Origin of the sequence: Ditibartonella apihabitans, from assembly GCF_002007485.1 — a bacterium.
Lineage (GTDB): Bacteria > Pseudomonadota > Alphaproteobacteria > Rhizobiales > Rhizobiaceae > Bartonella > Bartonella apihabitans.
The window spans coordinates 1,687,869-1,714,152 of sequence record NZ_CP015820.1; the positions used below are offsets into that span (position 1 = coordinate 1,687,869).

Here is a 26,284-nt window from a genome sequence, read left to right on the forward strand (position 1 = left end):
GCAAATCTCCCCTTTTCTTTGATGAAAAGCCGCACACGCCTTTCATAGTCCAATTGTTTTTACATTTTCACATCCAAGCTTATAACCTTAAGAACAATAAAAATCTGTTTGACAAAAAAACGGGTTTCAATTTTTTATTTGTCCATGACAACAAAGAGACAACGTGCTGTTTTAAAGGAATTGACCCTGCTGGTCCCGCAAGCTCCCTATGCTGATAGCGAACCTATCCGGTCTGCCGCTTTAAGTGCACATTTGAGACATCTTCCTCCCTCCATTGCTGTGTGGCTCTCGATCGTTGCCTATATCCGCCATACCTATACCGATTATGATAAATTGCGTGATGACGGTTATGACAAGGATTCGGCGCGTTTTTTTGTAATCGACGATATTAATGAAAAACTGACCGAATGGCGGGCAACGCGTTTCGTCGACGTGGATGAAAAATTATAAGAACTACCTGAGCGATTTAAGCGATATGAGCAACTTTCATGGGGGATGCGTGTATCACACGATAATGCGGGTTCATCACTCCTTTCCTGATCGCATCGTGATTGTTGAATATGCTATCTAAGATAATAAGCGAGGCTATTAAAGCTTGAGAATCCGCCCTCATGGTTTCACTGATGAAAAATATCAGCTTTCGGACCGATTGCGCGCGTTTCAAAAGACAACCGAGGCCGGAAAAGAAAAAGGGCGGTAAAGCCGCCCTTTCAAATGAACTACTTATCGTTAAAAATTAACGGACAATCACTTTCGAACCGACATCGACACGCTCAAAAAGATCGACAACATCTTTATTCAGCATGCGGATACATCCTGCCGAAACATTTTTGCCAATGCTTGATGGTTGCGTCGTCCCATGGATACGGAAATAGGTGTCGTTGTTTCCTTGGAAGAGATAGAGCGCACGGGCACCCAACGGGCTGTGTAATCCTCCCGGTACCCCGTCAGCAAAGCGTTTATATTGCTGCGGCTTGCGCTGCACCATATCGGCTGTCGGAATCCAGCGCGGCCATTTACGCTTGAAGCGTATTTTCGCCTCACCTTGAAAACCGAGACCGGCAGCACCGACACCAACGCCATAACGGATCGCCTGTCCGTTACCGGTAATAAGATAGAGATAATGGTTTTCCGGTTCTACGATAATCGTACCCGGTATCTCGTCACTCGGATAAGACACAACTGTGCGTTCGAATTGTTCCGGTATCTTGACCGTGACCGGCGGAATCTTGAATGGTTCGTCAGGAGTTTGCTCATACCGGTCATAAACCGATTGCGTACCAAGCAAAGTTGAGGTCACGACCGGTTTTGAAGGCGCGGCTTTGACACTGCTATTTGATGAAACCGTCGGTGGTGGCGTTGTCGCACATCCGACAAGACCTACTCCCAAAACACCCAGAATTGCTGCAAGCCCTAATTTTTGCTGCCAGAAATATTTCATTTTCAGTCTAGAAACCTCGTGATTGCGAAACGCCATAATGTGCGTATTTTTTCGTACAACGTGGTTAATAGATAGTTAACATAATAAAAAGTATTTTCAGATTATAACCACCATTTTTAAAGCTATTTAAGCTCTTTAAAGACAACTTTTCCGCGTAGAAAGACAATTATGCAACAGTAAATGAAGTGGTGCGCCGCTTTTAGTGAGCAAATTTCAACCCCGAAAACTTCAAAAACACTAACGCGGTCAAGACGAATCAATTGGCGGTTAAAAACACCGTTAAAAATCGTCTTCCCGTTTATTATGGCAATTGCCTCCACGTCCGCCCCAAATCCGATTTTTGATTTGCTATTTCATTATTTCATAGCTCGATTTATCAAATTAACTCCATTAAAATGTATAAAAAATATATTATATTAATAGATAAATTACGTTTATATAAAACTATTAACAATATACATTATAATATTAATCACATAAAATATTCTTTAATTGATATATATTTAATAATAAAATATTTTTAGAATATAAAAAACTATTAAGCTATAAAAGATAAGCTCTCTTTGTTGATAAAGCGGGTTAACGGTCGAGATTAAAAGAAATTTTCCATTGATTGCATCTTTAATCGGGCATTGTGTTCTCCTATTAGATTAAGGTGACACAATTGGAATATGATTGAGCATAGTTGTTTTTAACTGGTTTTCGCCGACGAATAGCGAGCCTCTTCACTATCATCTATATTGATTTGAACAGATGTGGCAGACCCCCATGGGAAATCTGCGCGACAAATCTCGTGAAACGGTTTTAATCCGAAAAATTATTTAATCCCATCCCGATGTGAGCTTGTCCGGAAAACCGGAAAATAAAAAGAGCCATAACATATATGGCTCTTTCAATTCGATTCATGATAGCAACACGCAGATTTTGATCTTGACCTTTACTTGACCAAAACCAAAAACAGGCGGGGAAAGCGTAACAGCACTTTGCCGTCATATTGCGTCGGATAGAGTTTTTTGATGCGTTCCAGATAAAGTGCCAGATAATCCTGTTTTTCTTGCTCGTTAAGTGGTGCCAGAAATGGCCGTAAAGCTGCACCTTTAACCCAGTCAACAATTGCTTCGTGATTTTCCATAATCGGGTTATAGATTGTCTGCCAGAGATCGATATAATGCACGAGCGGTTTTAATGCGTCATAATAGACCGAGACATTCGGCAATTTTTCGCGTGCCACCGAACCGATGCGATCATTCCACCTTTTGTCTTCCGCCACGTGAATCATTGCACGGTGAAGCGGCTCGAACAAGTTGTCCGGCATTTGTACAGCAAGCGCCGCACCGTTTTTCATAGATGATACGAGGCGCTTCATCTGTTCGATATGATCAGGCAACCATTGGAAGACGGCATTGGAAAACAACAGGTCAACATCTGCATCCGGCGACCATTTCTCGATATCCTGAACCGTAAATTCGATCTTCGGCAAACGTTTCTTGGCATTGGCAATCATTTCCGGAGAAGAGTCAAAACCGGTTATTTTGGCCTTTGGCCAATGTTCACACAAAACTTCGGTAGAGGTACCGGGACCACAACCGAGATCGACAATGTTTTTAACCTCTTTCAGAGGGACAGCATTAGCGAGGTCATGTACCGGCCTCAAACGTTCATCCTCGAATTTCAAATATTCTTTTGCTGACCAATCTTGCATCGGTATTCTCCATTGTCTCATCTGTGCAGTGAGATAAGTTTATCACTTTTCGGGTTCAAGACACCCATAAAGTCAAAAATTCTTTCTATCCTGTCATCCCGCTTATATGATTTTTCACATAGTCTTTTCATGTCGTCAATCTTTGTAAGGCTGTAAGGCCTATCCGGTTCGAGCGCTATGCCATCGCGGCTGAATGTGCTACCCGCCTTTAAAAACACCGCTTTCCGGTCATTGCCATGGACGTTATTTGACCAATTGCCTAATTGACTTGCCACTCGAACGTTGTGCTCCGTCTGTTCTTTGAAGATTTTTGCGCCTTCTCATCCATCTGACAAAGCAAGGATATTACAATCAGACAAGCTCGCTGGTTAAGTGCGGTGCTCATTACCAATTACAATCCGTTGTTAGATCTAGCGGTTATTTCCCCTTCCCATGACCATTGTCGTGAATACGGCCTGAAGCAATGCCCCCTCTTAAGCAATCATGAGATGATATTTTATAAAAAATTTTAACTTCATAAAAAAGCGGAGGTCAGCTCCGCTTTTTAGTAATTTCAAATTGGAAAACAGGTTTCTCGCCACGGTATTTTAACCGGAACGGTCAAGTTAACGCGTTAAACGTTTATAGGTAACCCGTTTCGGATTGACCGATTCAGGTCCAAGACGGCGTATCTTATCGGCCTCGTAATCTTCAAAATTGCCTTCAAACCATTCAACATGGCTATCTCCCTCGAAAGCCAACATATGCGTTGCCAGACGGTCAAGAAACATACGATCGTGACTGATAACAACGGCGCAACCGGCAAAATTTTCGAGCGCCTCTTCAAGTGCTGCCAGCGTTTCGGTGTCCAGATCATTGGTCGGTTCATCGAGCAACAATACATTGCCGCCTTCTTTCAGAAGTTTTGCAAGATGCACGCGATTTCTCTGACCGCCCGAAAGATTGCCAACCTTTTGTTGCTGGTCGCTTCCCTTGAAGTTGAACGCACCGCAATAGGCACGGCTGTTCATCTCGTATTTGCCGAGTTTGATGATGTCGTTACCGCCGGAAATTTCTTCCCAGACTGTTTTATCCGGATCAAGTGCGTCACGGCTTTGGTCAACATAGCTCATTTTCACTGTGTCACCGATACGAATTGTTCCCGAATCCGGTTTTTCCTGACCGGTTAGCATTTTGAACAAAGTTGTTTTACCGGCACCGTTGGGGCCGATCACCCCGACAATACCACCAGCCGGCAATTTGAAAGAAAGATCGTCAATCAATACATGTTCGCCGAACCCTTTGGTCAAATGTTCTACTTCAATAACAACCTGCCCCAGTCTTTCGCCAACCGGAATAATAATTTGCGCTTCACCGGGGCGACGATCATTGGCCGCCTTGACCAATTCATCATAAGCCTTGATACGCGCTTTCGACTTTGCCTGACGGGCCTTCGGGCTTGATGCAATCCATTCCTGTTCACGCGTCAAAGCTTTCTGGCGGGCAGCTTCTTCACGGCCTTCCTGTGCAAGGCGCTTGGCTTTGGCTTCCAGATAAGCCGAATAGTTGCCCTCGTAAGGTATGCCATGTCCACGATCAAGCTCCAGAATCCAGCCGGTGACGTGATCTAGGAAATAACGGTCGTGGGTGATGATGAGAACAGCCCCCGGATATTCGCGCAAATGCTTTTCAAGCCATGCTGTCGTTTCGGCATCAAGATGGTTGGTCGGCTCGTCAAGCAAAAGTAGATCAGGCTGTTGCAGCAGCAATTTACATAAAGCGACACGGCGTTTTTCACCACCCGACAATTTTGAAACATCGGCATCTGCAGGCGGGCAGCGCAATGCATCCATTGCCATTTCTACCTGCGAATCGAGATCCCAAAGGTTTTGACTATCGATGATGTCCTGAAGTTTTGCACCTTCATCAGCGGTTTCATCAGAATAATTCATCATCAATTCATTATAGCGGTCAAGAATTGCCTTTTTATCGGCAACACCTTCCATCACATTGCCGCGCACATCTTTTGACAGATCAAGCGCCGGCTCTTGCGGCAAATATCCGCAGGTTGCTCCCTCTGCAAGCCAGGCTTCACCGGTGAATTCCTTGTCAATGCCTGCCATAATCCGCAAAATTGTCGACTTACCGGCACCATTCGGCCCCAGAATACCTATTTTTGCATCCGGATAAAAAGACAGATTGATATTGTCCAAAATCTTTTTATTGCCATAGGATTTGCTCAGACCAGCCATGTGATAGATAAATTGCCGCGCCATATATTTTCCATTCCTTGATTACTGCGCTTCATGAAACGCCTTCATCGACATTTCCTACGGAAATGCGTTCAAAACAAATTCTTTTCTGATCTTTTAACCGAAAGAGTTGATCTCGGCAATCTTTAGCCGCTGCAATCTTTAGCAGCAGCAATCTTTAGCCCTGGCAGAACGAAATTAAAAAAGTAAAACAAAATTAAAGAAGCAAACAATTTTAAAAGCCAAAACTTGTTTCCAAGTTCTGTTTTATGATTATGCTCATCACATCATGCGCGACCTGTTCACCTGATATGCCCATGATGCACGGCTTCAAATTGGCAAACAGAGCTTTTGAACTGGCGGTGGCGATGATCTCGCATTCCGGAATGATTAAAGCCGAGTGCGAATTTTTTCGTCACTCGGCTTCCCCTCTGGCAATAAGCAAAACGCTTTTCAAGCGTTTGCTCCCCGTATTGATTTAAAACTTGGCAAATTATACCAACTTTTTATATTTTTGATATTAACATGAAACAATATTGCTTTATTTTACTCACTGACGCAAGTAAAAACACCAAGCAACGGGAGACCCTTCCAGTTTTAAACCAATGGCTGAAAAATCCTTACAGAAAAGCCAGTCACAGCCGCGAAAAAAACCGGTCATTTTTGACCGGGACGGTAACACAAACGTTTTTTTCGAAGCAAAAAACACCTTGCTTGTACCCGATTGTTTGTTTGAAATGTCCGCTTCACTCGCCACAGTAGATAAAACAGTTTATCGGATTAACCGTAAATTGAAGCTGCAAAATGCTCCGGAAGACAGAAACATAGTGATCTATGCCCCCTTTCCATTGGGCTTATGGGCAATTCACACATTCACTCGCGGACATTCGATAAGACTCGTTCTTGATAAACAGAAGAGTTATAGTTACTGGCGTTTGTTACTATTGCGACTAATGTTAAAGAATGAAAAGCGACGCATGGGGTCAGATGTTTTTAGCCCTCTTATGATGCGGCTCTTACGGGACATTTTATCGGTTGCCGATTATTACGCTCTCACAATCGGTGATTGGCTCTCTTTTCCGGACAAGTTACCACCGCAACTTTTCGGATTATCGAAGAATATTTTTTGGCTCACCGACAAAACGTCCCCTCGTGAAATTTGTGATTTTGTCAACTCGCCCCCCTTTTAAACTCGGACAAGTTTTAAAATCGGGCAGCTTTTAATTGTCAACTTTGTGTTGGACGAGCGGGCTTTATTGCGGTATCGCAAATGTTAAGCTCGCTAGATATAAATGAGGAGAATTTGATGCGCTTTATTGCTGCACTCATCATAATTGTTTTTTTCAAACAAATCTGTTCGCTCAGGAAACGAACGTAAAATGTAGCGATTTGGCGGGATTAGGTCGTACGGTCATGATGGTTCGCCAAAGCGGTGTTCCTATTGATAAAGCAACAACTCTTGTTCTTAACGGATTAAAGGAAAGATCGGCCGAAGATCAGAAGATTCTTGATCCGGTTTTCAGAAAAATCGTCGAGCTTGCCTATGAGGAAAAGCAGTTTTCGACCAATCGTGAACGGATTGATGCCGCCGGAAATTTCGAGCAAACGATCTTGAAGCGTTGCGAAAGGAGACTTCCGAGAAGTTAAGAAAACTGCATGATCATTTTCCGAATGAACGGAAATATCTAAGCTCGTCACCGTTATCTTCATTTCGCTCTTTTCCTGAGATGAAAACAAACAGACTTGAAGCCAAGGACATTTCACAGGACAAGGCAAGCGATAGAACGTACCAACCGTTGTTTTCATGAACGGTCGTTCCAGTCAGTGTTCAGGCCGCATTTCTTCCGCCGATTCTCATTGAACGGGCAATTTCAGCGCAGATATGACCTACAGTTTGAATTGATAACCGGAAACGGGGTTAGACTTTAAAGGAAAACCCCGTTTTCATTTCTCTCTCATATTGTTGTTTAATTGCTAAATAGTCATGATCTTCAAGATAGTTCGGGAAGTCTTTGCCATTCGTGTATGCCAGTCGTGATTCCTCGTTGATCCGGTCATGGACATTTTTAAGCAAATTATAGAGTTCACTATCAATATCGAAATTCTTTGCCGCAACTCCGTTGCGTCTGGCTGAAGCTTCATAATCAGACACGATGTGCGCTCGTTTATCATTCCAAAGGAATGTCTGCTTTTCCTTCACCCCTGCCTTATCTAATGACTTTATACTGGCTTCTTGTGCAGCAGCATAATCACCTGATTTATTATATTCAGCCCAAAAAGCATCAAGCGTTTGCTTCTCAAGAAAGAAGGTAGCATTCGCTTTATCTTCCTCATTATACAATCCATCTTCATTGAGAAGAATAGAGGCTAAATCCTCTCGTGAAAGACCTTCAAACGACTTCGGATCAGAGGTCAAATTAAATTTTACGGGTTTAGCTTCTTCTTTTTGCCCGGACGCATCAGCTTTCGTTAAAGTTGACGTTTGAGATTTTCCTTCGGTTATCTGTCGGAGTGAAATATTTGTATATTTTGTATATGAAGTATTTATCATGTTACAAACCTTGAATTGGCATGTACTGTCATCATATCAGCCAACTGCCCGATAGCATTTTTCATAAATGCAATTATTACTATATCATGAATTATGATTATTAGCAATTTTATGGCATTCGTCTTTTTATGATTTCAATAAATGCAAGACATACATATATCTATCATAAATCTTCTTCATTTTTCCAAGACCTTTAGACACGAATATTGCTAAAGAACTTGACTAGATGCATCAGCACCCGATTGCAACGAGGTGACTTTTTTAAACCAGTGAGATGATTGGAAAATCATATGTGAAGCCACATTGTGTAGCTCACCAGTAAAATTGCGCCTAAACGATAACTTGTTTCAGAGCAAAAACATTTCCATTTTGCCCCGACCGGAACGAACCCTAAAATGGAATAAAGGCCGGAAGAATTTATCCGGAATTTTTCTTAAAGAGCGCCCATTAACAGTTCGACACCGGAATCATTCATGGTTTTCAGCATAAGATCAAGTGAACCGTTGAGATCAATACCGGCACAGGCAGCAAGCGCTACCGACACTTCAAAGCCACAATTTTTGGCGTCCAGCGCTGAATAAGCCACACAAAAATCGGTTGCAAGGCCGCAGAATGTAAGCTTGTTAATGCCACGTTCCTTCAGATAGCCGCGCAACCCTGTCGGGGTTTTACGATCATTTTCAAAAAAAGCCGAATAACTGTCAATTTTCGGATCCATCCCCTTGCGAATGATCATTTCTGCCTTATCCACAGGCAAAGACCCGTGAAGCGCTGCACCTTCCGACCCTTGGACGCAATGATCCGGCCAAAGTGTTTGCGGGCCATAATCGACTGTTATTGTGTCATAGGCAGAAAAACCCGAATGGTTCGACGCAAAACTTTGATGGTTTTGCGGATGCCAATCCTGAGTAAGGATAACATGGTCGAAGCGCATCATAAGCGCGTAAACAGTTGGAAGGATAAGATCACCGTCGGGAACAGCGAGTGCACCACCGGGTAAAAAATCATTTTGTACATCAACAACAATAAGTGCCTCGGTAGCCATTTTTTCTCCCCTTAATTCCCCAAGTGACAGTTGCAGTCACAGGAAAACAGTCATATCAAACAAGAACAATATTTTGCAAGGAAGACTTTGATGAAAATTACCATGATCGGTAGCGGTTATGTCGGGCTGGTTTCAGGTGTTTGTTTCGCCGAATTCGGATTTGATGTGACCTGTGTTGACGCCAATCCTGATATTATTGCCCGATTGAACAAAGGGGAAGCGACTATTTTTGAACCCGGACTGGACGAGATGATGGTCAGAAACATCAAAGAACAACGTCTGTCATTTTCAATCGATCTTGAAAATAGCGTCAAAGAAGCTGACGTCATTTTTCTGGCCGTTGGCACGCCATCGCGTCGGGGCGATGGTGAAGCAGATTTACACTTTATAGAACAGGCTGCCGATCAAGTAGCACATGCTATGAAGGATGGTGCCGTTATCGTCATTAAATCGACTGTTGTTGTGGGCACCAATTCGCGCATTCGTAAACGTATAGAAAAATTGCGTCCGGATATTCATTTTTCAATGGTTTCCAACCCCGAATTTTTACGTGAAGGCTCGGCTATTGAAGACTTTATGCGCCCTGACCGGGTTGTTGTGGGTGTCGAAGACGAACGCGGACGCGAAACAATGCGCAGGCTTTATCGGCCGCTTTACCTAAGGGAAACGCCACTGGTCATTACCTCGCTCGAAAATGCCGAACTGATAAAATATGCGGCCAATGCCTTCCTTGCAATGAAGGTCACTTTTATCAATCAGGTTGCCGATTTATGCGAAAAAACCGGCGGCAATATTCAGGAAGTCGCTCAGGCAATCGGCATGGATAAACGTATCGGTTCCAAATTTTTACATGCCGGTCCCGGTTTTGGTGGCTCGTGTTTTCCCAAAGATACACGCGCCTTTGCAGCGACAGGCCTTCATTACAATGCCCCCCAACAATTGATTGAAACAGTTATTTCAATCAACGAAGAACGTAAGATAAAAATGGGTGAACGCATTATCAAAGCCGCGAAAGAAAGAAACACCGATACAGTTGCCGTTCTTGGTGTAACGTTCAAACCCAATACCGATGACATACGGGAATCTCCTGCTTTGAGCATTATCAAAGTTTTGCAGGAGGCGGGCTTGACGGTACGTGCGCATGATCCGGAAGGGGAAGAACAGGCCAAAAAAGTTCTTGATAATATTGTCTGGTGTTCCTCTCCCTATGAAGCTGCAAAAGGCGCCGGCGTACTCACAATTATTACGGAATGGAATGCCTATCGCGCACTTAATCTGAAAAAACTCGCCGAACTTATGCCACAGGGGAAAATTATAGATTTGCGCAATATCTATAAAAAGGAAGAATTTCAAAATATAGATCTGGACTATATATCCATTGGCCGTTGATCAGGTTTCTGTTGTTATCCATAACCGGCCCTATTGCGTGTCCGGTCAGGCAATTATAGTTGAAGTTTTATAAGAAGACTGTCTGTTGAATTGTAGAATATAAGGATGGGGCTAATGGCAAAATATAAACCGGATTACGGCAGTGCTGCTGTTTGCTTCATCATACTCTATTTTGCGTTCGAAACATTCTTTGTCACTGTTTTTTCACAAGGCGCCGGACTTGATGATGCCGAGCTTGCCTCCAATATCAGTTTCTGGAATTGGGGCTATGGCGGCTCCCAACCACCACTCTATACATGGATTGCTTATGGAGTCGAGCAAGTCTTCGGACTTCATTTCTACTTGTTACAAGTGATCAAATTCGGTCTGCTTGCCACAACTTTTCTTGGTGTTTATCTTGGCCTCAGACTCCTTGATGTCCGCCCAGTTGTTGCCGGAGCATCCATGCTTGCAATGTTTCTGCTTCCGCAGATTGGATGGGAATCACAACGCGCCCTCACCCACTCCATCATGGGCACGGCAGGATCTGCTTATTCATTTGCCGCATTTTGTTTTTTTATACGTAAACCGTCTTTTTTCAGGGCAATTATTCTCGGACTTGCCTCTGCTACTGCAATTTTAGGGAAATACAATGGCACACTTTTTCTCGTAGCACTTTTCTGCGGCACGGCTCTAACGCGCGAATTTCGTTACGCTTTGAAAAATCGCTATTTCCCTTTAGCCATTGTCACCACTTGTGCGGCAATCGCGCCTGCCTTCATCTATATGTTTGCCCATCCTGCCAGTGTTGTTGCGCGCGCCAATAAGCTTGCTATGGGCAAAACAGGAAACTTTTTTTCCGATCGTCTGAGCGGATTGGCCGACTTCTTTGTTGCCTCATTGGGTTTTGTTTCCGTTGCCCTTATTCTTGCCCTCATCCTTGCCGGCTTACACAGCTTCTCCAATTCAAAAGTATCACAATTGACAACGAGAGAAGAAAACAGGGCCGAACATCTTATTTATCATATCCTGCTTTTCGGAATTTTGCTCGTTCTTGCACTTGTTCTCGTGCTCGGTATTACCAATGTTAAAGATCGTTGGCTGCAACCTCTGCTTTTCCTTGCGCCTGCCTATTTCACACTCGTCCTCTCGCGACTGTGTTATTCTTTAAAATATGTGCGCGCTTTCGGTCTGATAGGAGCGATCGCAGCATTGGTTGTACCTTTTATTCTCTATATCAACATAGCGACTGCCTATAATCGTTTTGACCCGCCCGAACAGCTCTTTGATTATAAAAAACTTGATCGGGCACTTCGCACGGAAGGCCCGTTCAAAATGGTCTTTGCGCGCCATCCCCAATTACCGGGAAACCTACGTTTGATTGACCCGACGCTCAAAACCGTTCACGTCGGTTCTCCATTTATTAGCGAAAAACTCGTAACGCCACTTATGGTTTTGTGGCCCGGCAATGGAAAATTGCCTGAAGATTTGCGCGACGCTCTCATTGAAGCCGGTTTACCTGTCGTCGGCAAAACCGGCGAAGTGAAAATCGGGTTTATTGGCGGAAGCGACGTCAAACGTATCGTTTCCTACCTGTATCTCCCCTGACTTATATTTCGCTTGTCTTGTCTTACTTGACTTGCGCCCGACACCACAAACAGTGTTTTCCACTCTAGAAGGGGCTGCTGTCCGCACTTTGTAAAAAGAATAAAGGGCAAAAAGAATAAAGGCCGCTCACCTGCTTATCATAAGAAGTTTTTTACGTTTCACGGAAAAGGCGCATTAAAAACTTTCAGCTTTTGGTACTGAAGTTCAAATCATTCCGCCATATGTTTGTGTTTCTTTTCGCGATAGATCAAGGAAAGATTGCGAATATAAACAATCAGGCCCAATCCCTGACCGGCAATAAATACCGGATCCTTCTGGCGAATTGCATAAATGAATAAAAGGACTCCACCGCCGAGCGAGAAAAACCAGAAAGCAACCGGCATAACGCTTTTCTTTGCTTTTTCCGAGGCAAGCCACTGCACAACGAAACGCATCATAAAAAGCGCCTGCGCGACAAAACCCAGCACAATCCAGCCATCCCACTGGGCAACAAAGACATCATGGAGCCATTGGGCAAATTGTGAGAATAAATCGCTCATTTTTCGCTCCTGGCACTTATTTCTGTTACCTTGGGAACAACTTTGCGCCTGCGGCGCAGCCACCAGACACCATAAAGATCCAATATTCCCCGAAGCCCGCGATCAAGAATGCCGTAATTGGAATGCCCATGGGCACGCTGGCGATCAATCACATCAATATGCGCGGTTTTGTAACCTTCCCGCAGAACCAGCGCCGGAAGATAACGATGCCAACCATCAAAGAATGGCAATTGTCGAAATAGATCGGTGCGAATTGCTTTCAACCCGCATCCTGAATCACGCGTATTGTCTTTCAAAATTGCCTGCCGCAATTTATTGGCAAGTTTCGAGGAAAGCTGTTTCAATTTCGTATCGGTACGTTTCAAACGTTGCCCCGCTGCAAGACCATATTCCGGCCCTGCTGCAATAAGCGCGTCGGCAAGCTTCGGTAAATAGACCGGATTGTTTTGTCCATCTCCATCAATTGTCAGAACAATATCGCCGGTGGCGGCAAAAACACCCGAACGCACCGCAGCACTTTGTCCAGCTGAACGGTCATGCCGGATATGGCGCAAGGGCTTACCTTCACTCATGCGTTTATATAAAACCTGAGGTGTATCATCACTCGAACCATCGTCCACAACCAGAATCTCGTAATCGCGGCCTTGCATGGCATTATCGACTTCATCAAGCAAAAAGGCCAGATTTTCAGCTTCATTACGACAGGGAATAACGACAGATAGTTTCATTTATATAACTTTGTTCCGATACTACGCGCAACTGAATAGCATTGAAAACCGCAAGTGTCCATGAAGCGCATGGTTACATGTGGCTGAAACTGTTAAAAACCTTATCGAGCTTACCTTTCGCATTTCCATAGCAATCACTGTTTTCGAGTTTTTCCGGAGCCAAACGTCTTTTTACTATTTTGGAATTGAAACAACCTGCTTTTTTGTTTTTTTGATTTTCTTTCATGGTGAAGTTCTGAAAGCCACTTGATCAATCCTATCAATCAAAAAGTTTCATTTGGAACGCCGTACAAAAGCGGAATTCGCGTAATTCGGAGAAAAATTCGAATAGAGAAATTTGAATTCGGAGAAGTTAAAAGCTTGAAAAACAAAGAGGCTCATTGCCTTTCTTTTGCTCCCCTTTTTTCTTGTTCAACTTGATATGAATTTCCGCTGGCATCTAATATTGAGAGCAATCTATCCGACTATTTATCTGCTTTTCTGCCGCCCGGTTTTGTACGAAAATCTTGAGAAAACAAATTCTTCTAAAGCCATTATAGTCTCACCCGCGATAATATCGGATTTCCCGATGCATGATTTTAACAACACAACATTGTTCTTATAACTGTCATTTTAGAGCTCTTGATTGGCGGTTTTCAAATTTGCTAAAGCCTGCTTGCCAACAGAGTTTTCGCTTGTTGAAAGCTAACTCCGGTTTTGGTTATGTGATAGAACACAAAAACCTGTGCCCCCCTTATCGCCAATTTGCATGTTTACCAATTTTATTTATCGATATTCGACGGTAATCTGGACATAATCAAAAAGTATAATATATCTTGTTCTATAAAGCTTTTTAGGGAGAAATTCTAAGTGTTTCCAATACATTTTCTGGTTTTTTTCTTCCTGTTAGCATTCGTCGATTATCTTGTTTATTTACTTTATATCTTTTTAACTCGTTCACCTTCGAAAAAACAAAAAACGGCGTAAAGTTGAAATGTACAAGCTGACTGGAACATTGATACGGCAAAAATTTACTGTTTTAGGAGGAATCGGCGTTATTATGGTGCTTTTAGCGCCTGTCGCAGGTTCATTCGTTATCACCAGCAGTTCTGAGGCCCTTGCAGAGGCGCTGTTTTTTGATAGGCACATCCCCGATTTCACGTGGATTTATATGATTTTAGTATTTCTGCTGTTTACCGGCCTGATATTCATCATTATTGGTCGTGAATTTTATTGTTTTGCGCAGGAAGAGACCATCACACCATCATCTCCGGATACGCATTTACCCGATAATAAGCCTTTGCCCACTGCCCCTCGTAATCCCGCTCCCGCTCAACATCCCGCGCCGCTACCAGAGGTTCCCCCTTCTTTCATACCGGAAAATCCCTCGCCGACGCCTGAGGCCGAGCCCGTTCCACAAAGAGAGTTTGTTACAACAATGAAAGATGATTTGCCGCCGACAAACAAGCTATGAAAGTGCAATAATTTTGAAATTAATTTTTATAGTTATGACAAGACGTTTTCTCTACTTTTAAATATAAAACGGGAAAAATGAGAATTTTGCTGATTTATCAAACGTCGTTTGAATAAGCATATTCTTTCTATTTTTTGAGTAATCGAATGAAATAACCTTCAATTTATTCGATTGGCTTTATTCTTTGAATGATACTGAATTTTCTTTTTTCAAATTTTTATTCTCCCACTCTTCCGTTTTGTTATTTGAGCGTAGGAAAATGCCCTTAACCAATATTGTTCGACGAGACGAAAATTCATTTCATGTAGTTATAGGACAAGCAAAAAATAAATTATCCGCTTTTGGGCAAAAACCGATCTAAAACGAACACCCTAATGTCGAGGTTAGAATACTCTCTCATTGAATTTATTTTATTTTTTAAATGTTCAATTGATCTTTCGCTTTAAACTTTTCGAAATATCATTTTTAAGGAAATTTAAAAATCGTCATTATTTCCTTCATTGCCATAAATATAAATATTATTTTAATATTGAATATAACTATTATTATTTTTTTAAATAATAATCAAATATAGATACAATTTTGTTATTTATTATAAATATTATATTTTACTTCATTGGCAACTATATGAGAAATGGTCCCGCCTGCTTGTTCATAAAGTTCGGGCGAAAAGCCGCAATATCCCATAATCAGGCCGTTCTCGCGACTATTCCGGCAATAGTGCGAGATTGCGCGAACGGCAAAACCGGCTTTATGCAATTTGGGCTCCAATGCTACATCGTTGATATTTTTGTCAAGTATGAGAGCTAAATGAAGTCCTTGTCGTGGCGGGTTGAGATGCATGAGACTTGCCGCTTCTCCGCTTTCCACCCTATTTTTCTGAGCATTCCTGTTCTTTTTGACGATCTTGTTTGAATGGCGGAAATGCTGCCCGTTGGAACCTCACGATAACGAGGAAGATTATGCCAACCGGATTTGGGCCGGTGTTATTCCGGTCACGACAATTGTCGGCAGCTTTCGACCTGACGACCGTCTTGAAGACGGGTTAACTCCGCCGGAATCATTAAATGTCTGGATGAGTGGAAAAAGACTGGGACGATGTCTTAAGCGAAACGGAACAGATTTATATGAAGCGCTTGCCCCAAACGAAAGCCAAATGACCTCTCTTTGATTGTCAAAAGCAGTTTGGCAGTGGTACAAATTCGCACAAACTTTCCGGCGTATTTAATCTTTCGGAATATTCAAATGCCAATCGGGATGATTACGATTGAACCGGATAGAAGAATAAAGAGCGGTCAGAATGAACACCATTCCGATAACACCGGTAACAACTTCCGGTATGTGAATAATGGTCTGCAAATACATGATAAAAGCCAACACCAGAATGGCATAAAAAGCGCCGTGTTCCAGATAGCGATATTGTGCAAGTGTCCCTTTATCGACAAGAAGAATTGTCATCGAACGAACATAGAAGGCACCAATCCCGAGACCGATTGCAATAACAAAAAGATTGGTGGAAAGCGCAAAAGCGCCGATCACACCATCGAACGAAAAACTCGCATCCAACACTTCAAGATAGACAAAGGCGCCAACACCTCCCTTGTACACATTTTCCATTGTGTGTTTTCGTGCATCCATCAAAACGCCCAAGCCTTCGACTGCGATGAATGCAAGCAAGCCATAAATTGCCGAAACCAGAAAAGTATGGTCATCTTCCGGTTTTACGAGGCTGGAAAAAATAAGCACAAGAACAAGTGTAATGGCAATCTGGATACCGTGGATTGACGCATATTTTTTGGCGCGCCCTTCAAGAAATAAAATCCAGTGCGTATCTTTTTCCGGATCAAAAAAATATTTAAGCCCCACCATAAAAAGAAAAGTACCACCAAATGCGGCAATGCCGACATGCGCGTCTGTCATGATATCAGCGTAATGTTGCGGCTCCCAGATGGCCAGTTTCAGTGCCTGCAAGGGGCTGATCCACGCGGCAAAAGCCACCACAGTCAATGGAAAGATCACCCGCATTCCGAAAACCGCAATGACAATGCCCCAGGTAAGAAAGCGATGTTCCCAAACCGGGCTCATATCACGCAAGATACGCGCATTGATAATGGAATTGTCAAATGAAAGCGAAATTTCCAAAACGCCAAGCACACAACAAATAAACAGATATTCGAATATGCCACTTGTCGAACCTGTTTCGACATAGCCGAGCCACATGCCGAGGCTCAGACCGACAACTGTAAAAATAAAAGCGCCGGTAAAATAGCGTAAAACGCTCATTCTATTTCCTCTTTTAAGCAGCCTTGAAAAGGCTCTTGGCGTTTACCGGTTCAGGACTAATAGTCCTCAAACAAATCCTATATGGAAACATAAGAGTGAAAACGCAAGGGGCTTTTACCGACAATCCGGAAAAGGTTAACAGCTTCTCTTGAAAAGATAATTTCCTTTATCTGTTAAATTTCCTGAAGAATAAAACGACAGCCCCAATGGTGCCTGCATGATTTCTTTCATCGCTTAAGCGGAGAAAATTGTTTACCAAAAAATCACTTCCCCGTATGGCATGGGCTTTTCATGCTTAACGACCTCGTCAAGCGCGGCATTTTTTCCAACATAGGACATTGTTACAAATGATATCGGGAAAGCGGATCTCAAACTAAAATATAGCCTGACATCAATTTTCTTTTCAATGAAAAATTTACAAAAATTTTTTCATAATTCAAATGATAAATCAATTTTAACTTAACAATTCAATTATTTTTATAAATTTTTTATTATCTCTTTTTTTCTTTTTCACCACTCAAAAAAATATCTCCGTTATGAGATTATTTATAATAAATACAATTCAAGACGAATTTTATTTCACTACATTATTTTTTCTGATTTATGATTATAATCCGAAGCGAAAATAAATATGCTGATAAGGTATTCATGTTGTCAATGATCTGTTAACATTCTGTCTTTGTTGTCGACACTTCCCACTTATTTCAAAAACGCTAGAATATCTGAATATTTGAATATCTGGAATAAGACATTTCACATTTACGGAGACGAGACTATGTTTATCAAGAAAACAATCATTGCTGTTATGATGACAGTTCCAAGTGTTTTTTTCGGAAATTTTGGAGCTGAGGCAGCAAAGCTTGATATTCCGACGGGTGCTTATGTATCGGATGCTGGCCACACAAATCTGTTGTGGAGCATCAAACATTTCGGCCTTTCCAATTATTATGGTCGTTTTGACAAAATCGAAGCAAAACTCGATCTTGATGCCAACGATGTCGAAAAATCGGTTTTGCACGTTACGATCGATCCGAAATCGGTTGATACAAATTATCCCAAAACGCCCAATGATTTTAACGAAGAGATTGCTGGCGAGATGTTTTTTGATGCAGAAAAATTCTCCACTATTACTTTCCAATCTACAGCAATCAAATTGACAGGCGAAAAAACCGGTCAGGTTACCGGCAATCTGACGTTTCACGGTGTGACCAAGCCCGTTGTACTTGATGTCACGTTAAACGGTACCATCGCTTCCCATCCGATAACAAAAAAACCGGCCCTCGGCTTTTCGGCAAAAACAGTCATCAAGCGTAGCGAATTCGGCGTAAGCGAGCTTGAAGGACCGTTGAGCGACGATGTCAATCTGATTATTGAAGCAGAATTCAAGCCTGCCGAATAAACTGTTTATTACTTAAACGGGTGCAGACCAAAGGGAGCACATTTGTCTTTCAAAACCGGCAAGAGGTGCTATGCCTTGAAGCCGGTTTTGTTTTTCGACTTTTCTTTGTGTTATTAAGATAAGAACAAATGCCTGTGTCTATTTCTTTCCCATCAACATCAGGCAAGTCAGGCCGGACAGCAGCCAAGAGGATTGATAGTGATACGGTTGTTTTTTTGAGAAAGCCTATAGCTCAATCCGGTTAGAATTCCTATCTATGCATCATTACCGACAAGCGAAATTGAAGGACCACACAATGACAATCCGCTCCCGTGCTATTATCGAAACCGAGAATGCCAGCAAATATCTCCAACAACTTGCAAAACATTGGAGTCATAAATTTCCCGATTCGACATTTCGGAAAAGGAAGCCCATATTCCTTTTTCGGATGATGTGACTGTTGATATGTTTGCTGAAAAAGCATCGCTGGTAGTGCAGATCACAACACCTAACGAATTTGAAGCAATCAAGATCGAAGGTATTTTTGACCAACATATTTTACGCTTTGCATTCAAAGAGCAACTATCAATCGACTGGCATCGTGAAACCTTGCCCTAATATTTGACAACAGATTGAAGTTAAAAGGGGTAGCGATTTCTTAGCCGCTCCTTTTTTGCTGCCCTGCACGGGTTTCTGTGTCCGGATTTCCACTTTTCTTTCGCCGACATAGTGACTTTCACGTTTTTTCCGATGTCATTTTTGAGTTTCGCATAGCGGCGTTTTCGCACTTTGAAAGAGCATCCTTCCGGTCGATAATCTTGCCACCGGTTAAAACCCTACCCTATCCGATATTTTCGAATTCAAGCAATTTCGAATTGAAGCAGTCTTCGTGAACCGGAATAGAGATTTGGGTGGTCGGCAAAAAGCAATCGCCTTTGGCATTGCAAAAGTCGACAACAATTTTCGGACTTTTTGTCCTGAATAGAAACGCCACCAATCTTCAGCTTGTATTTTAGGTGACTTTCATATTTGCTATTTTTTTTGGTCACGCCCCGATAAACGCCGCTCTTCATAGGCTTTGACATTGGTATAAGCCAGAGAAAGAAGAGGATGCGGAATACCGAAACGTTTTGCGCGATTTAATAAATCGCCCAAAATGTGATCACCTTCTGTCGGGTGGCCTCCTTCAATATCGCGCAACATGGATGCGGTTGCCAAAGAATGGGTATCTTTGAAAAAATACCAATATTGTTGCTTGCCCCCTCGTGAAGAGGAAAGCCGGCAGCCTTTGCTATCTGGCTATTTTTGTTCAGAAAATCCATCATAGCTTCTTGTCCGCCCGGAGCACGATTGATTTCACCGACATTGGCTCGCATCAAACACGTCATTCCGGCAAGCGTAGCAAGACGGACCCACTTGTCCCACATGCGCTGCATGGCGTTCGGTACCGCGCGCACGTCCACCCCTTTGGCTTTGTCGAACAGGCTTGCAAAAAGCGCGGCACGTTGATCTTCTCCACCTTGTTGGGGACCGAAAACGCCAAATGCATCGTCATTCAAGTGCAACACAACCCCATCTGCTGTGAGTGTTGATTGAATGATAACCGAACCCGCCATGACATTATTATGATCGAATTCATTATTCAGACGATCAATATGGGCCATGCCATTCAAGGCTGGTATAAGAACGGTGTTTTTGCCCATTGCAGGGCGTATCGAGTTGATTGCACTCTCAAGATCATAGGCTTTTGCCGTGAGAAAAACATAGTCGTAAACTTTGCCTTGTGCAATTTGGACGGAAAGTTCTTCATCCGTAACGGTATTGACTTGCTCGGTTACGTTACCGGCCGGACTTTCAATACGCAAGCCATGCTCGGCAAGTATATGTTGCCTTTTCGGGCGAACCAGAAAAGTAACGTCTTTTCCCGCCTCTACCAGACGACCACCAAAATAGCCGCCGATACCACCTGCACCCAATATCAGAACTTTCGGCATTTTGTAGATCTCCCATTCGTTTTTCAATAATTTGGTATGTTGTAACGGCCAAATAAAAAAACCGCAAACAAAAACCCGGAGGGGTTCCCTCCGGGTTTTCAAAAATCGTAACGATGATGAAATTACATATTATGATTTACTGGCGAACCATCACCAAAGTTATGCATTTCCTGATCACTCACACCATGCCGGGAAACAGGAGAGTTCAGATGACGCCCCGGATAGTAGGAGTCCTCAACCGAACCATCGCCACGATAGAAGTAGGCTTTTTCTTTACTATTACCTTTGAATTGGTCACCCTCAACATTGCCAGAATGACCGATGACATAGTGGTTAACCCGGCTACCATCGCCAAAACCGTTACCAGCGAAAGCACTGCTAGCACCTAATAACAAAGCAGCAGCAACAAGCATTAATCTTTTCATAATAAACTCTCCTTCTTATTTTTTTCGGAAAACTGCCATCTGAAAACAGGTTTCCGATTTCGGGATTGTTTCGACTATCTTTCGAAACCCCTTTTTATGAAGTTGAGTTAAGAACGCTTGGACAATGATGCCAGTCACATCTCTGTGGGGTGATCACGAAACCGTGATAGATAATTAAAAACCCTTATTTTTCAAACTGTTAAATATTAAAAAACATGCATTATAATAATCGTCCGACATTTCTTTCGCTTATGTTTTTTCTCTCACGCTTTTTCCCTTTCAGGTTTTTTCCCCTGTTAAAAAAATCGGGACTCATTTCAAAACATTTTCCAATCTTTCGGTTTTTTAATCTCAAGCCGGATAACCCATAGGCGCTTCGTCACCTTCAAGCTTTAAGCGCAGTTTTCGCTTGAAAAATTCTTTTTCTAACGCAAGCCGCGTCTTTCAATTTGGTAAAACCCGTTCGGGAGGATTTTATCAAGATCTCTCATGTGAAGGCGTGAATAATCATAGCATTTCATTGTAAACACATGGAAAAATCAAAGTACGAAATTAGGAAAAATATCGATTTGATCGCATTTATTATAATCGGAAAGCAAAAGGCTTATGAAACTCATGTGCTCTGGCAGGATTTAATAGCAAAATCTGAAATCAATAATTCAACGCCTCTTTATCGATATTCAACCCGTTCATGAAAAAAGGAATCTGATTTGGAGTCATAGCCTCAAATTGTTGTTTTCATAAGTCTACAAGCAAACGATAAGCTGTATGAATCCGTCTATAATTATTATAAATTGTTAATTACGAGCCATAAACAACAAATACCATAATAAAACCTGTTTTATCGTCTTTTAATTTAAGAAAATTGGATGCATAATACAGGGATTGGCAATGTAGTATTTCAGAAGACCCAACGTTCGGGGGCGCGTCAATGGGTAAACTACAAATTACACCGGGTGAGATTATTTCCTTTTGGCTCGATGCCGGGAAAGATAAATGGTTTGGCCAGGATGAACAATTTGACGCGCTCATACGCGAGAATTTTCTGACACTTTGGCGTGTTGCTCTTTCGGGACGCTTGAAACATTGGCTGGAAAGCGATGAAGGCCTTCTGGCTCTAACGATCATATTGGATCAATTTCCCCGCTACATGTTCCGTGGCGACCCCAGGGCTTATTGTAGCGATAATGATGCCCGTAAAATCGCACAGCTTGCTCTTGAAAAACGGACCGATCAAAGAATCGCTCCCGAATTGCGCGGCTTTCTTTACATGCCTTTTGAACATTCGGAAAAAATTGCCGATCAGGAAAAAAGTATAGAACTGTTTACCGCACTAAAAATGAAACCTTGTTGCAGAGTGCCGAAATTCATTGCGACATCATCAGGCAATTCGGTCGCTTTCCTCAACGCAACAAAATTGTTGGCCGCAAGACCAGCCCTGACGAACAGATTTTTCTTGATAAAAATAATAATAATAACCGGAATTAGCAGCTTTCGGCCAAAACGTAAAAGACTACCAATCAGAAAATGAATGAACTATTTTCATGGCAGTCAAAGACCTTTGCCCATTGTCACACGGCGTCTCCCATCGGGCTATTCGGCGCATCACGCTTATGCTCGACGCTGAATTTAACTCTGAAATTATCAATAAATCTGGTTGCAGCTTTACAGTAATAAAATTCTAGAGTCCCGAACGACTTGGCAGAGTTTCCGCTATAAAAATATGGTCACTCTTTAAAATTGGCATTTCAAAATAAAATTTTTCGACAGAATATTTAGATGAGAATCTGCCGATATGATGCCATCGTTTTCAACATTGGCTGCCATAAATTTCGAACATGGTTGTGATGGTTCTGTTGTCTTTAAATCTACTGTCTCTAAATTTGTCAGATTTTTCATGCATTACCCTGTTTCAAACCGGAGTTCGGCTCACTGCACAAAAATTCCAAAACTTGATTATGTATGGTGAAGACTAATGCGTAAAAATATTTACCGGCCGATTGGTCGAATTCACCGGAACGATAACCGGCAAAATCCACGTCCTTTACGAAAAGTGTTCGGATATAAACCCCCTTCAATCAGAGCAGATACAAAATCCCGCCCATATCGGAAAGACAAGATCCGGCTGTTTTTCACTACCAAATGTGGTCAGCTTTTACGGGGAATATTTTCAATAGATCAGCGTTCTTTTCCGAAATTCCGGCAATCAACGCTTGAGCATAAATTTACGTGTTTAAACAAAGAGAAGCGCTTTATTGTTGAATCATTTTGTCAACTCATTGTTTATTTTTTATTAACTTTAAAATACCTTTTAATTTCAATTAGTTAAAAATGATTTTTGTTTCAATACCATATCATGTGTAGAGTAATGAAAAACCTTTCACTTTAGCTATCGCTTGTTAGTGCCTTGATATCTGACGGGAAAAAGGAATAAAAACATTGAGCAATGGCTCTTTGAAAGATTGTGGATGATAGAAAGGCTGAAGGTCTCGACTGACCTTCAGCCTTGTTTTCAGACGTATTTCGAACCGGAAATATCAAGTTGTTAAAGTGCTTCTCCGGAAGATGATCCGGAAAAAGTAATTTTGTGAACCGACAGCACCTTATCATGAGGGAAAACCAGTTTTTGTGGCGGATTGAACTGTTCAAGAACCAATTCTTTATCGTTGTGATGGGAAAACATTTTGACAAATGCTTTCGGTGCCTTTGAACTGTCGTCTTCAAGCACTTGTGCAACAACAAAGTCGCCCTTTTTGACACGCCGCAACGGGTCACAAAAGACAATTTCTCCATCTTGATAACGTGGCCACATGGTTTCGCCTGATACTTCCAGCGCATAAGCATTGATCGATTGATTGAGTTGTGGCGGACAACCGACTTCAAACAATATGTTTCCATCAAGGTCGAATTCACCATGCTCACCGGCAACCTCTTGCCCATAAACCGGTAGCAGCCGATTTTGTTCGAAATCTACGAGGCTATCTTCCACACTGGCGAAACGATTTTCCTCATATGCTTCAAATGGTTCATCTATAAGAACCGGTTGATATTGTGTTTTCATGGCATTTTCTCTTGAATGTTTTATAGCGTGTTCCTCATTTTTATCTATCGCTTCAACTTTTTCGCAACGGACCCTGTTATCAGCTTTTTTTGCAGCCTGCTCTGGCGATTGTTTCACTGGCTCGGCTTTGCTCTTTTCTGTTTTCTCATGTTCGGACATCTGCATGATATTGGCCGCCAATTGGCCTGTGACCATTTCCGGCGGTATCCGTACCGTGACGCTTTCATTATGGGCTTCCCTGCGATTAACAAGAAGTCTTGTACGCGCATCAGGCAATGCCAATGCCCAAACCTCGTCCGAGCGAATTGATGGCTTGCCCAAACCGATCAATATACGAGCTAATTTTTCTGTGAGGGCAATCGGGAAATAATCTCGTGAAAATTTTTCTTCATCTTCATAAAGTTCAATCGTAGCTTTGCCATCAACGCCCAGACTTTTTGCCATTTCTTCCATGGACAAGCCTGCACGTTCACGCAATTCACGCATTTGCGTGGGCGCAGAAAATAAGTCACGTCCCATGTAAACGCCCATCGTTTTCCTTTCTTTTATCGAAAATAAGTGTCTTCGTTGAGGCTTTGTTGTCTGCCAAAGCTTTAAGTGCCCAGTCCCGCATAATTCGAGCCGTTCCGGTTTTCTTTTCGATTGCTGTATTGAAACGGGATGAGCGCAACTATGTTCCAAAAGAGTTTATTATAAGGCTCCTCTCTCTAAGCCTTATTCGAAAGCAAATCATTTGAAAGCTTCACGGAAATTGAGCTAGAAAGCCGATACAATTTTTAACATAGGCTGGTGCGTTCATGCCCCGGTACGTTCATACGTATGACTGTAAGAAACTTTGGTGACAGTAAGAAATACCGGTTCGTCAACGGCAATATCCAATCGGGCATAAAAGCCTTTTGAAGAAAACCCGCGTGGATTTAACGGAGAAATGCGGGAAAACATAATTTTAACTTCCATGCCTGCTTTCAAAAATAACAGTTGGAGAATTTCTTTCACATAGATAGAAACAACCGGCTAAAAGAGCTCATCCTGCCGATGCAAAGAGTAAAAGTGAAAAGAGTAAGAGCGCAAAAAACCACTGATTGAAAAAACTCATTATTAATAGAGCCGGATCGGTCATGTTAAGCCGGTTCGCTCAGGCAATATCCGATAGAGCCGAACTCATTATTAAGTGGTTCTATTGGAACAACCAATTAAAAAAGGCTCCCTCATTTCGGAGCCTTTCTTTTAAAGAGCTAATTTAACGGATAACGCCACAACCGAAGCGTGCTCCACCGCCGCCAAACGGTTCCGGATGATCGGAGTAATTGTCATGTCCGGCATGGACCATAAGCGAATGCCCACGTACGTCGGAAAGCTTTTTCAACTTAGGTGCCAGAACCGGAAGAGTGGCATTGCCATTTTCATCTACATAAAGAGGCGGCAAGTCACCGAGATGCCCGTTGTCATCCCATGGTGTGGAATGTTGGTTTGTCTCCTTGGGGTCAAGATGTCCACCGGCACGACCGGCAATCTCGAATTTGCCATTTCTACTAATCAAGCCACAGTCTGGATTTGTGTGAACATGAAATCCGTAAAGACCCGGCTTCAATTCTTTTAAATCCGGCGTAAAGACGAGACCGTACGGACTTTCGGTAATAGTAACATTCCCCATTTGATGTCCCAGCCCATTCTCTGTTGCCCGATATATCTCGACCGACAAAGATTGAGGAGATTGCGAAGAGGTCTTTTCACCACTTGCAGCAAACGCAGCAGGTGATAGCGCGAAGGCCGTCAGTGGCAGAGAAAGAGCCAAGACAGACATACATCTTTTCATTGAAAAACTTCCTTAGACAACTAGATACCCGAAGGTAATGAAAATTTTGCAAAATACCTTCAACGCGGCAAAGGGTGCGCGACCAAACCACCCCCGGCGCAGCAATTTTACACAGCGTTTTAGCTATATTACTTTCTATCCGCATAACGGATAACGCATTATGCCCATGCCGTTTGCAGACGATTTGTTATAGCGCCTTACCTCCCATGTTTCAAATAGGGGATCGTTCACATCTGCGAATTTTTAACAAAAATTTTAAATTTTTATTCTAAAAAGGAGAAAAATAATTATCTCAAGCACGCATTTTACGGGATTTCTTGAAATAAAAATCTTAATATTTCGGTAAAATCCTGGCAAAACAAACATTTTCCTGTTCTCCCTTTTTACAGAAAATTACATAAAAATCAGTATTTTAGGTAATTATTTTATTTGTTTTTTCGATTTTTCTTCCGGCCCATTCGGGCGACAGGCTTTCACAAAAATGTTAGAATGGCGAAAATTTCATATCAATATGAAATATTTATCTTGGTTTTTTAAAAACGGTCGAAAAGAAAAATAACCGATAGGCCATCAGGTCCAGCGTTGACCACTATATAACAACTCCGGCTATTCATGACATTCAGCAATTCTCAATAGAAATGAAATGATTTTTGCTGCATTT

The 26,284-nt window shown here is 42.3% G+C and carries 27 protein-coding genes; 11 read left to right on the forward strand and 16 right to left on the reverse strand.

What is annotated here, in order from left to right; translation table 11 throughout:
• The first annotated feature begins 138 nt into the window (after positions 1–138).
• Entirely contained in the window at positions 139–450 is a 312-nt protein-coding gene (locus BBC0178_RS07635) for a DUF2293 domain-containing protein (protein ID WP_078040410.1), read from the forward strand.
• A gap of 286 nt (positions 451–736) precedes the next feature.
• Here BBC0178_RS07635 and BBC0178_RS07640 read toward each other — a convergent pair whose 3' ends face one another.
• From BBC0178_RS07640 to ettA, 4 genes are all read right to left on the reverse strand, one after another.
• Positions 737–1,441 (reverse strand): L,D-transpeptidase, encoded by a 705-nt coding sequence (locus tag BBC0178_RS07640; protein WP_078039713.1) that lies wholly within the window; start codon positions 1,439–1,441, stop codon positions 737–739.
• A gap of 937 nt (positions 1,442–2,378) precedes the next feature.
• Positions 2,379–3,143: a trans-aconitate 2-methyltransferase gene (gene tam, locus BBC0178_RS07645; protein ID WP_077972013.1), complete on the reverse strand. Its 765-nt coding sequence runs from the start codon at positions 3,141–3,143 to the stop codon at positions 2,379–2,381.
• A 17-nt stretch (positions 3,144–3,160) separates the two neighbouring features.
• The gene (locus BBC0178_RS07650; RefSeq protein WP_078039714.1) at positions 3,161–3,418 is read right to left on the reverse strand and encodes a hypothetical protein; all 258 of its coding nucleotides are present in this window, start codon (positions 3,416–3,418) and stop codon (positions 3,161–3,163) included.
• 330 nt (positions 3,419–3,748) lie between these two features.
• Positions 3,749–5,398 (reverse strand): energy-dependent translational throttle protein EttA, encoded by a 1,650-nt coding sequence (gene ettA / locus BBC0178_RS07655; protein ID WP_077972017.1) that lies wholly within the window; start codon positions 5,396–5,398, stop codon positions 3,749–3,751.
• A gap of 713 nt (positions 5,399–6,111) precedes the next feature.
• Between ettA and BBC0178_RS07665 the strand changes: the two genes are divergently transcribed.
• Positions 6,112–6,564 (forward strand): hypothetical protein, encoded by a 453-nt coding sequence (locus BBC0178_RS07665; RefSeq protein ID WP_149867447.1) that lies wholly within the window; start codon positions 6,112–6,114, stop codon positions 6,562–6,564.
• 199 nt (positions 6,565–6,763) lie between these two features.
• Positions 6,764–7,021 (forward strand): hypothetical protein, encoded by a 258-nt coding sequence (locus BBC0178_RS07670; RefSeq protein WP_149867448.1) that lies wholly within the window; start codon positions 6,764–6,766, stop codon positions 7,019–7,021.
• A 271-nt stretch (positions 7,022–7,292) separates the two neighbouring features.
• Here the strand turns inward: BBC0178_RS07670 and BBC0178_RS07675 are convergent, their stop codons facing one another.
• On the reverse strand, positions 7,293–7,925 hold the full coding sequence (locus tag BBC0178_RS07675; protein ID WP_078039718.1) for a hypothetical protein: 633 nt from the start codon (positions 7,923–7,925) through the stop codon (positions 7,293–7,295).
• A gap of 433 nt (positions 7,926–8,358) precedes the next feature.
• Positions 8,359–8,970, reverse strand: a complete 612-nt coding sequence (gene pncA / locus BBC0178_RS07680; RefSeq protein ID WP_078039719.1) for a bifunctional nicotinamidase/pyrazinamidase — start codon at positions 8,968–8,970, stop codon at positions 8,359–8,361.
• Positions 8,971–9,060: 90 nt separating this feature from the next.
• Between pncA and BBC0178_RS07685 the strand changes: the two genes are divergently transcribed.
• Both BBC0178_RS07685 and BBC0178_RS07690 read left to right on the forward strand, forming a co-directional pair.
• A complete protein-coding gene (locus tag BBC0178_RS07685; RefSeq protein WP_078040412.1) occupies positions 9,061–10,359 on the forward strand; it encodes a UDP-glucose dehydrogenase family protein in 1,299 nt (432 codons plus the stop codon).
• Positions 10,360–10,473: 114 nt separating this feature from the next.
• Positions 10,474–11,946, forward strand: a complete 1,473-nt coding sequence (locus BBC0178_RS07690; protein ID WP_188317713.1) for an ArnT family glycosyltransferase — start codon at positions 10,474–10,476, stop codon at positions 11,944–11,946.
• A gap of 209 nt (positions 11,947–12,155) precedes the next feature.
• Here BBC0178_RS07690 and BBC0178_RS07695 read toward each other — a convergent pair whose 3' ends face one another.
• Positions 12,156–12,485 (reverse strand): lipid-A-disaccharide synthase N-terminal domain-containing protein, encoded by a 330-nt coding sequence (locus BBC0178_RS07695; RefSeq protein WP_078039721.1) that lies wholly within the window; start codon positions 12,483–12,485, stop codon positions 12,156–12,158.
• On the reverse strand, positions 12,482–13,213 hold the full coding sequence (locus BBC0178_RS07700; RefSeq protein WP_077972032.1) for a glycosyltransferase family 2 protein: 732 nt from the start codon (positions 13,211–13,213) through the stop codon (positions 12,482–12,484). The genes BBC0178_RS07695 and BBC0178_RS07700 overlap by 4 nt, the downstream gene beginning before the upstream one ends.
• Before the next feature lie 973 nt (positions 13,214–14,186).
• Here BBC0178_RS07700 and BBC0178_RS07705 point away from each other — a divergent pair.
• Positions 14,187–14,666: a hypothetical protein gene (locus tag BBC0178_RS07705; protein ID WP_149867449.1), complete on the forward strand. Its 480-nt coding sequence runs from the start codon at positions 14,187–14,189 to the stop codon at positions 14,664–14,666.
• A 585-nt stretch (positions 14,667–15,251) separates the two neighbouring features.
• Here BBC0178_RS07705 and BBC0178_RS07710 read toward each other — a convergent pair.
• Positions 15,252–15,536 carry a hypothetical protein gene (locus BBC0178_RS07710; protein ID WP_078039723.1) on the reverse strand — a complete coding sequence of 95 codons (285 nt, stop codon included), beginning with the start codon at positions 15,534–15,536 and terminating at the stop codon, positions 15,252–15,254.
• Between the two features lie 64 nt (positions 15,537–15,600).
• Between BBC0178_RS07710 and BBC0178_RS07715 the strand changes: the two genes are divergently transcribed.
• The gene (locus BBC0178_RS07715; protein ID WP_149867450.1) at positions 15,601–15,837 is read left to right on the forward strand and encodes a hypothetical protein; all 237 of its coding nucleotides are present in this window, start codon (positions 15,601–15,603) and stop codon (positions 15,835–15,837) included.
• Positions 15,838–15,890: 53 nt separating this feature from the next.
• Here the strand turns inward: BBC0178_RS07715 and BBC0178_RS07720 are convergent, their stop codons facing one another.
• Entirely contained in the window at positions 15,891–16,949 is a 1,059-nt protein-coding gene (locus BBC0178_RS07720; RefSeq protein ID WP_078039725.1) for a DUF475 domain-containing protein, read from the reverse strand.
• Positions 16,950–17,724: 775 nt separating this feature from the next.
• Here BBC0178_RS07720 and BBC0178_RS07725 point away from each other — a divergent pair.
• The 3 genes from BBC0178_RS07725 to BBC0178_RS12175 all read left to right on the forward strand — a co-directional run bounded on the left by BBC0178_RS07725 (position 17,725) and on the right by BBC0178_RS12175 (position 18,945).
• On the forward strand, positions 17,725–18,348 hold the full coding sequence (locus BBC0178_RS07725; RefSeq protein ID WP_078039726.1) for a YceI family protein: 624 nt from the start codon (positions 17,725–17,727) through the stop codon (positions 18,346–18,348).
• Positions 18,349–18,643: 295 nt separating this feature from the next.
• The gene (locus tag BBC0178_RS12170) at positions 18,644–18,784 is read left to right on the forward strand and encodes a DUF2218 domain-containing protein (protein WP_250638106.1); all 141 of its coding nucleotides are present in this window, start codon (positions 18,644–18,646) and stop codon (positions 18,782–18,784) included.
• A complete protein-coding gene (locus tag BBC0178_RS12175) occupies positions 18,781–18,945 on the forward strand; it encodes a DUF2218 domain-containing protein (RefSeq protein WP_250638107.1) in 165 nt (54 codons plus the stop codon). Before BBC0178_RS12170 ends, BBC0178_RS12175 begins: the two co-directional genes overlap by 4 nt.
• A 414-nt stretch (positions 18,946–19,359) precedes the next feature.
• On the opposite strand, the gene BBC0178_RS12180 is transcribed toward BBC0178_RS12175, so the two are convergent.
• The 3 genes from BBC0178_RS12180 to BBC0178_RS07740 all read right to left on the reverse strand — a co-directional run bounded on the left by BBC0178_RS12180 (position 19,360) and on the right by BBC0178_RS07740 (position 20,746).
• A complete protein-coding gene (locus tag BBC0178_RS12180; protein ID WP_250638108.1) occupies positions 19,360–19,530 on the reverse strand; it encodes a ketopantoate reductase C-terminal domain-containing protein in 171 nt (56 codons plus the stop codon).
• Entirely contained in the window at positions 19,467–20,321 is an 855-nt protein-coding gene (locus BBC0178_RS07735; protein WP_250638109.1) for a 2-dehydropantoate 2-reductase N-terminal domain-containing protein, read from the reverse strand. Before BBC0178_RS07735 ends, BBC0178_RS12180 begins: the two co-directional genes overlap by 64 nt.
• A 122-nt stretch (positions 20,322–20,443) precedes the next feature.
• Entirely contained in the window at positions 20,444–20,746 is a 303-nt protein-coding gene (locus BBC0178_RS07740) for a hypothetical protein (protein WP_078039727.1), read from the reverse strand.
• A 931-nt stretch (positions 20,747–21,677) separates the two neighbouring features.
• On the opposite strand from BBC0178_RS07740, the gene BBC0178_RS07745 reads away from it, so the two are divergent.
• A complete protein-coding gene (locus tag BBC0178_RS07745; RefSeq protein WP_472255907.1) occupies positions 21,678–22,277 on the forward strand; it encodes a DUF924 family protein in 600 nt (199 codons plus the stop codon).
• 1,014 nt (positions 22,278–23,291) lie between these two features.
• Here BBC0178_RS07745 and BBC0178_RS07755 read toward each other — a convergent pair.
• From BBC0178_RS07755 to sodC, 3 genes are all read right to left on the reverse strand, one after another.
• A complete protein-coding gene (locus BBC0178_RS07755) occupies positions 23,292–24,326 on the reverse strand; it encodes a S24 family peptidase (protein ID WP_225868298.1) in 1,035 nt (344 codons plus the stop codon).
• 276 nt (positions 24,327–24,602) lie between these two features.
• Positions 24,603–24,803: a hypothetical protein gene (locus BBC0178_RS07760; protein ID WP_078039729.1), complete on the reverse strand. Its 201-nt coding sequence runs from the start codon at positions 24,801–24,803 to the stop codon at positions 24,603–24,605.
• A 244-nt stretch (positions 24,804–25,047) separates the two neighbouring features.
• Complete coding sequence (gene sodC, locus BBC0178_RS07765) at positions 25,048–25,623, reverse strand: superoxide dismutase family protein (RefSeq protein ID WP_149867451.1); 576 nt, start codon at positions 25,621–25,623, stop codon at positions 25,048–25,050.
• Positions 25,624–26,284: the final 661 nt, after the last annotated feature.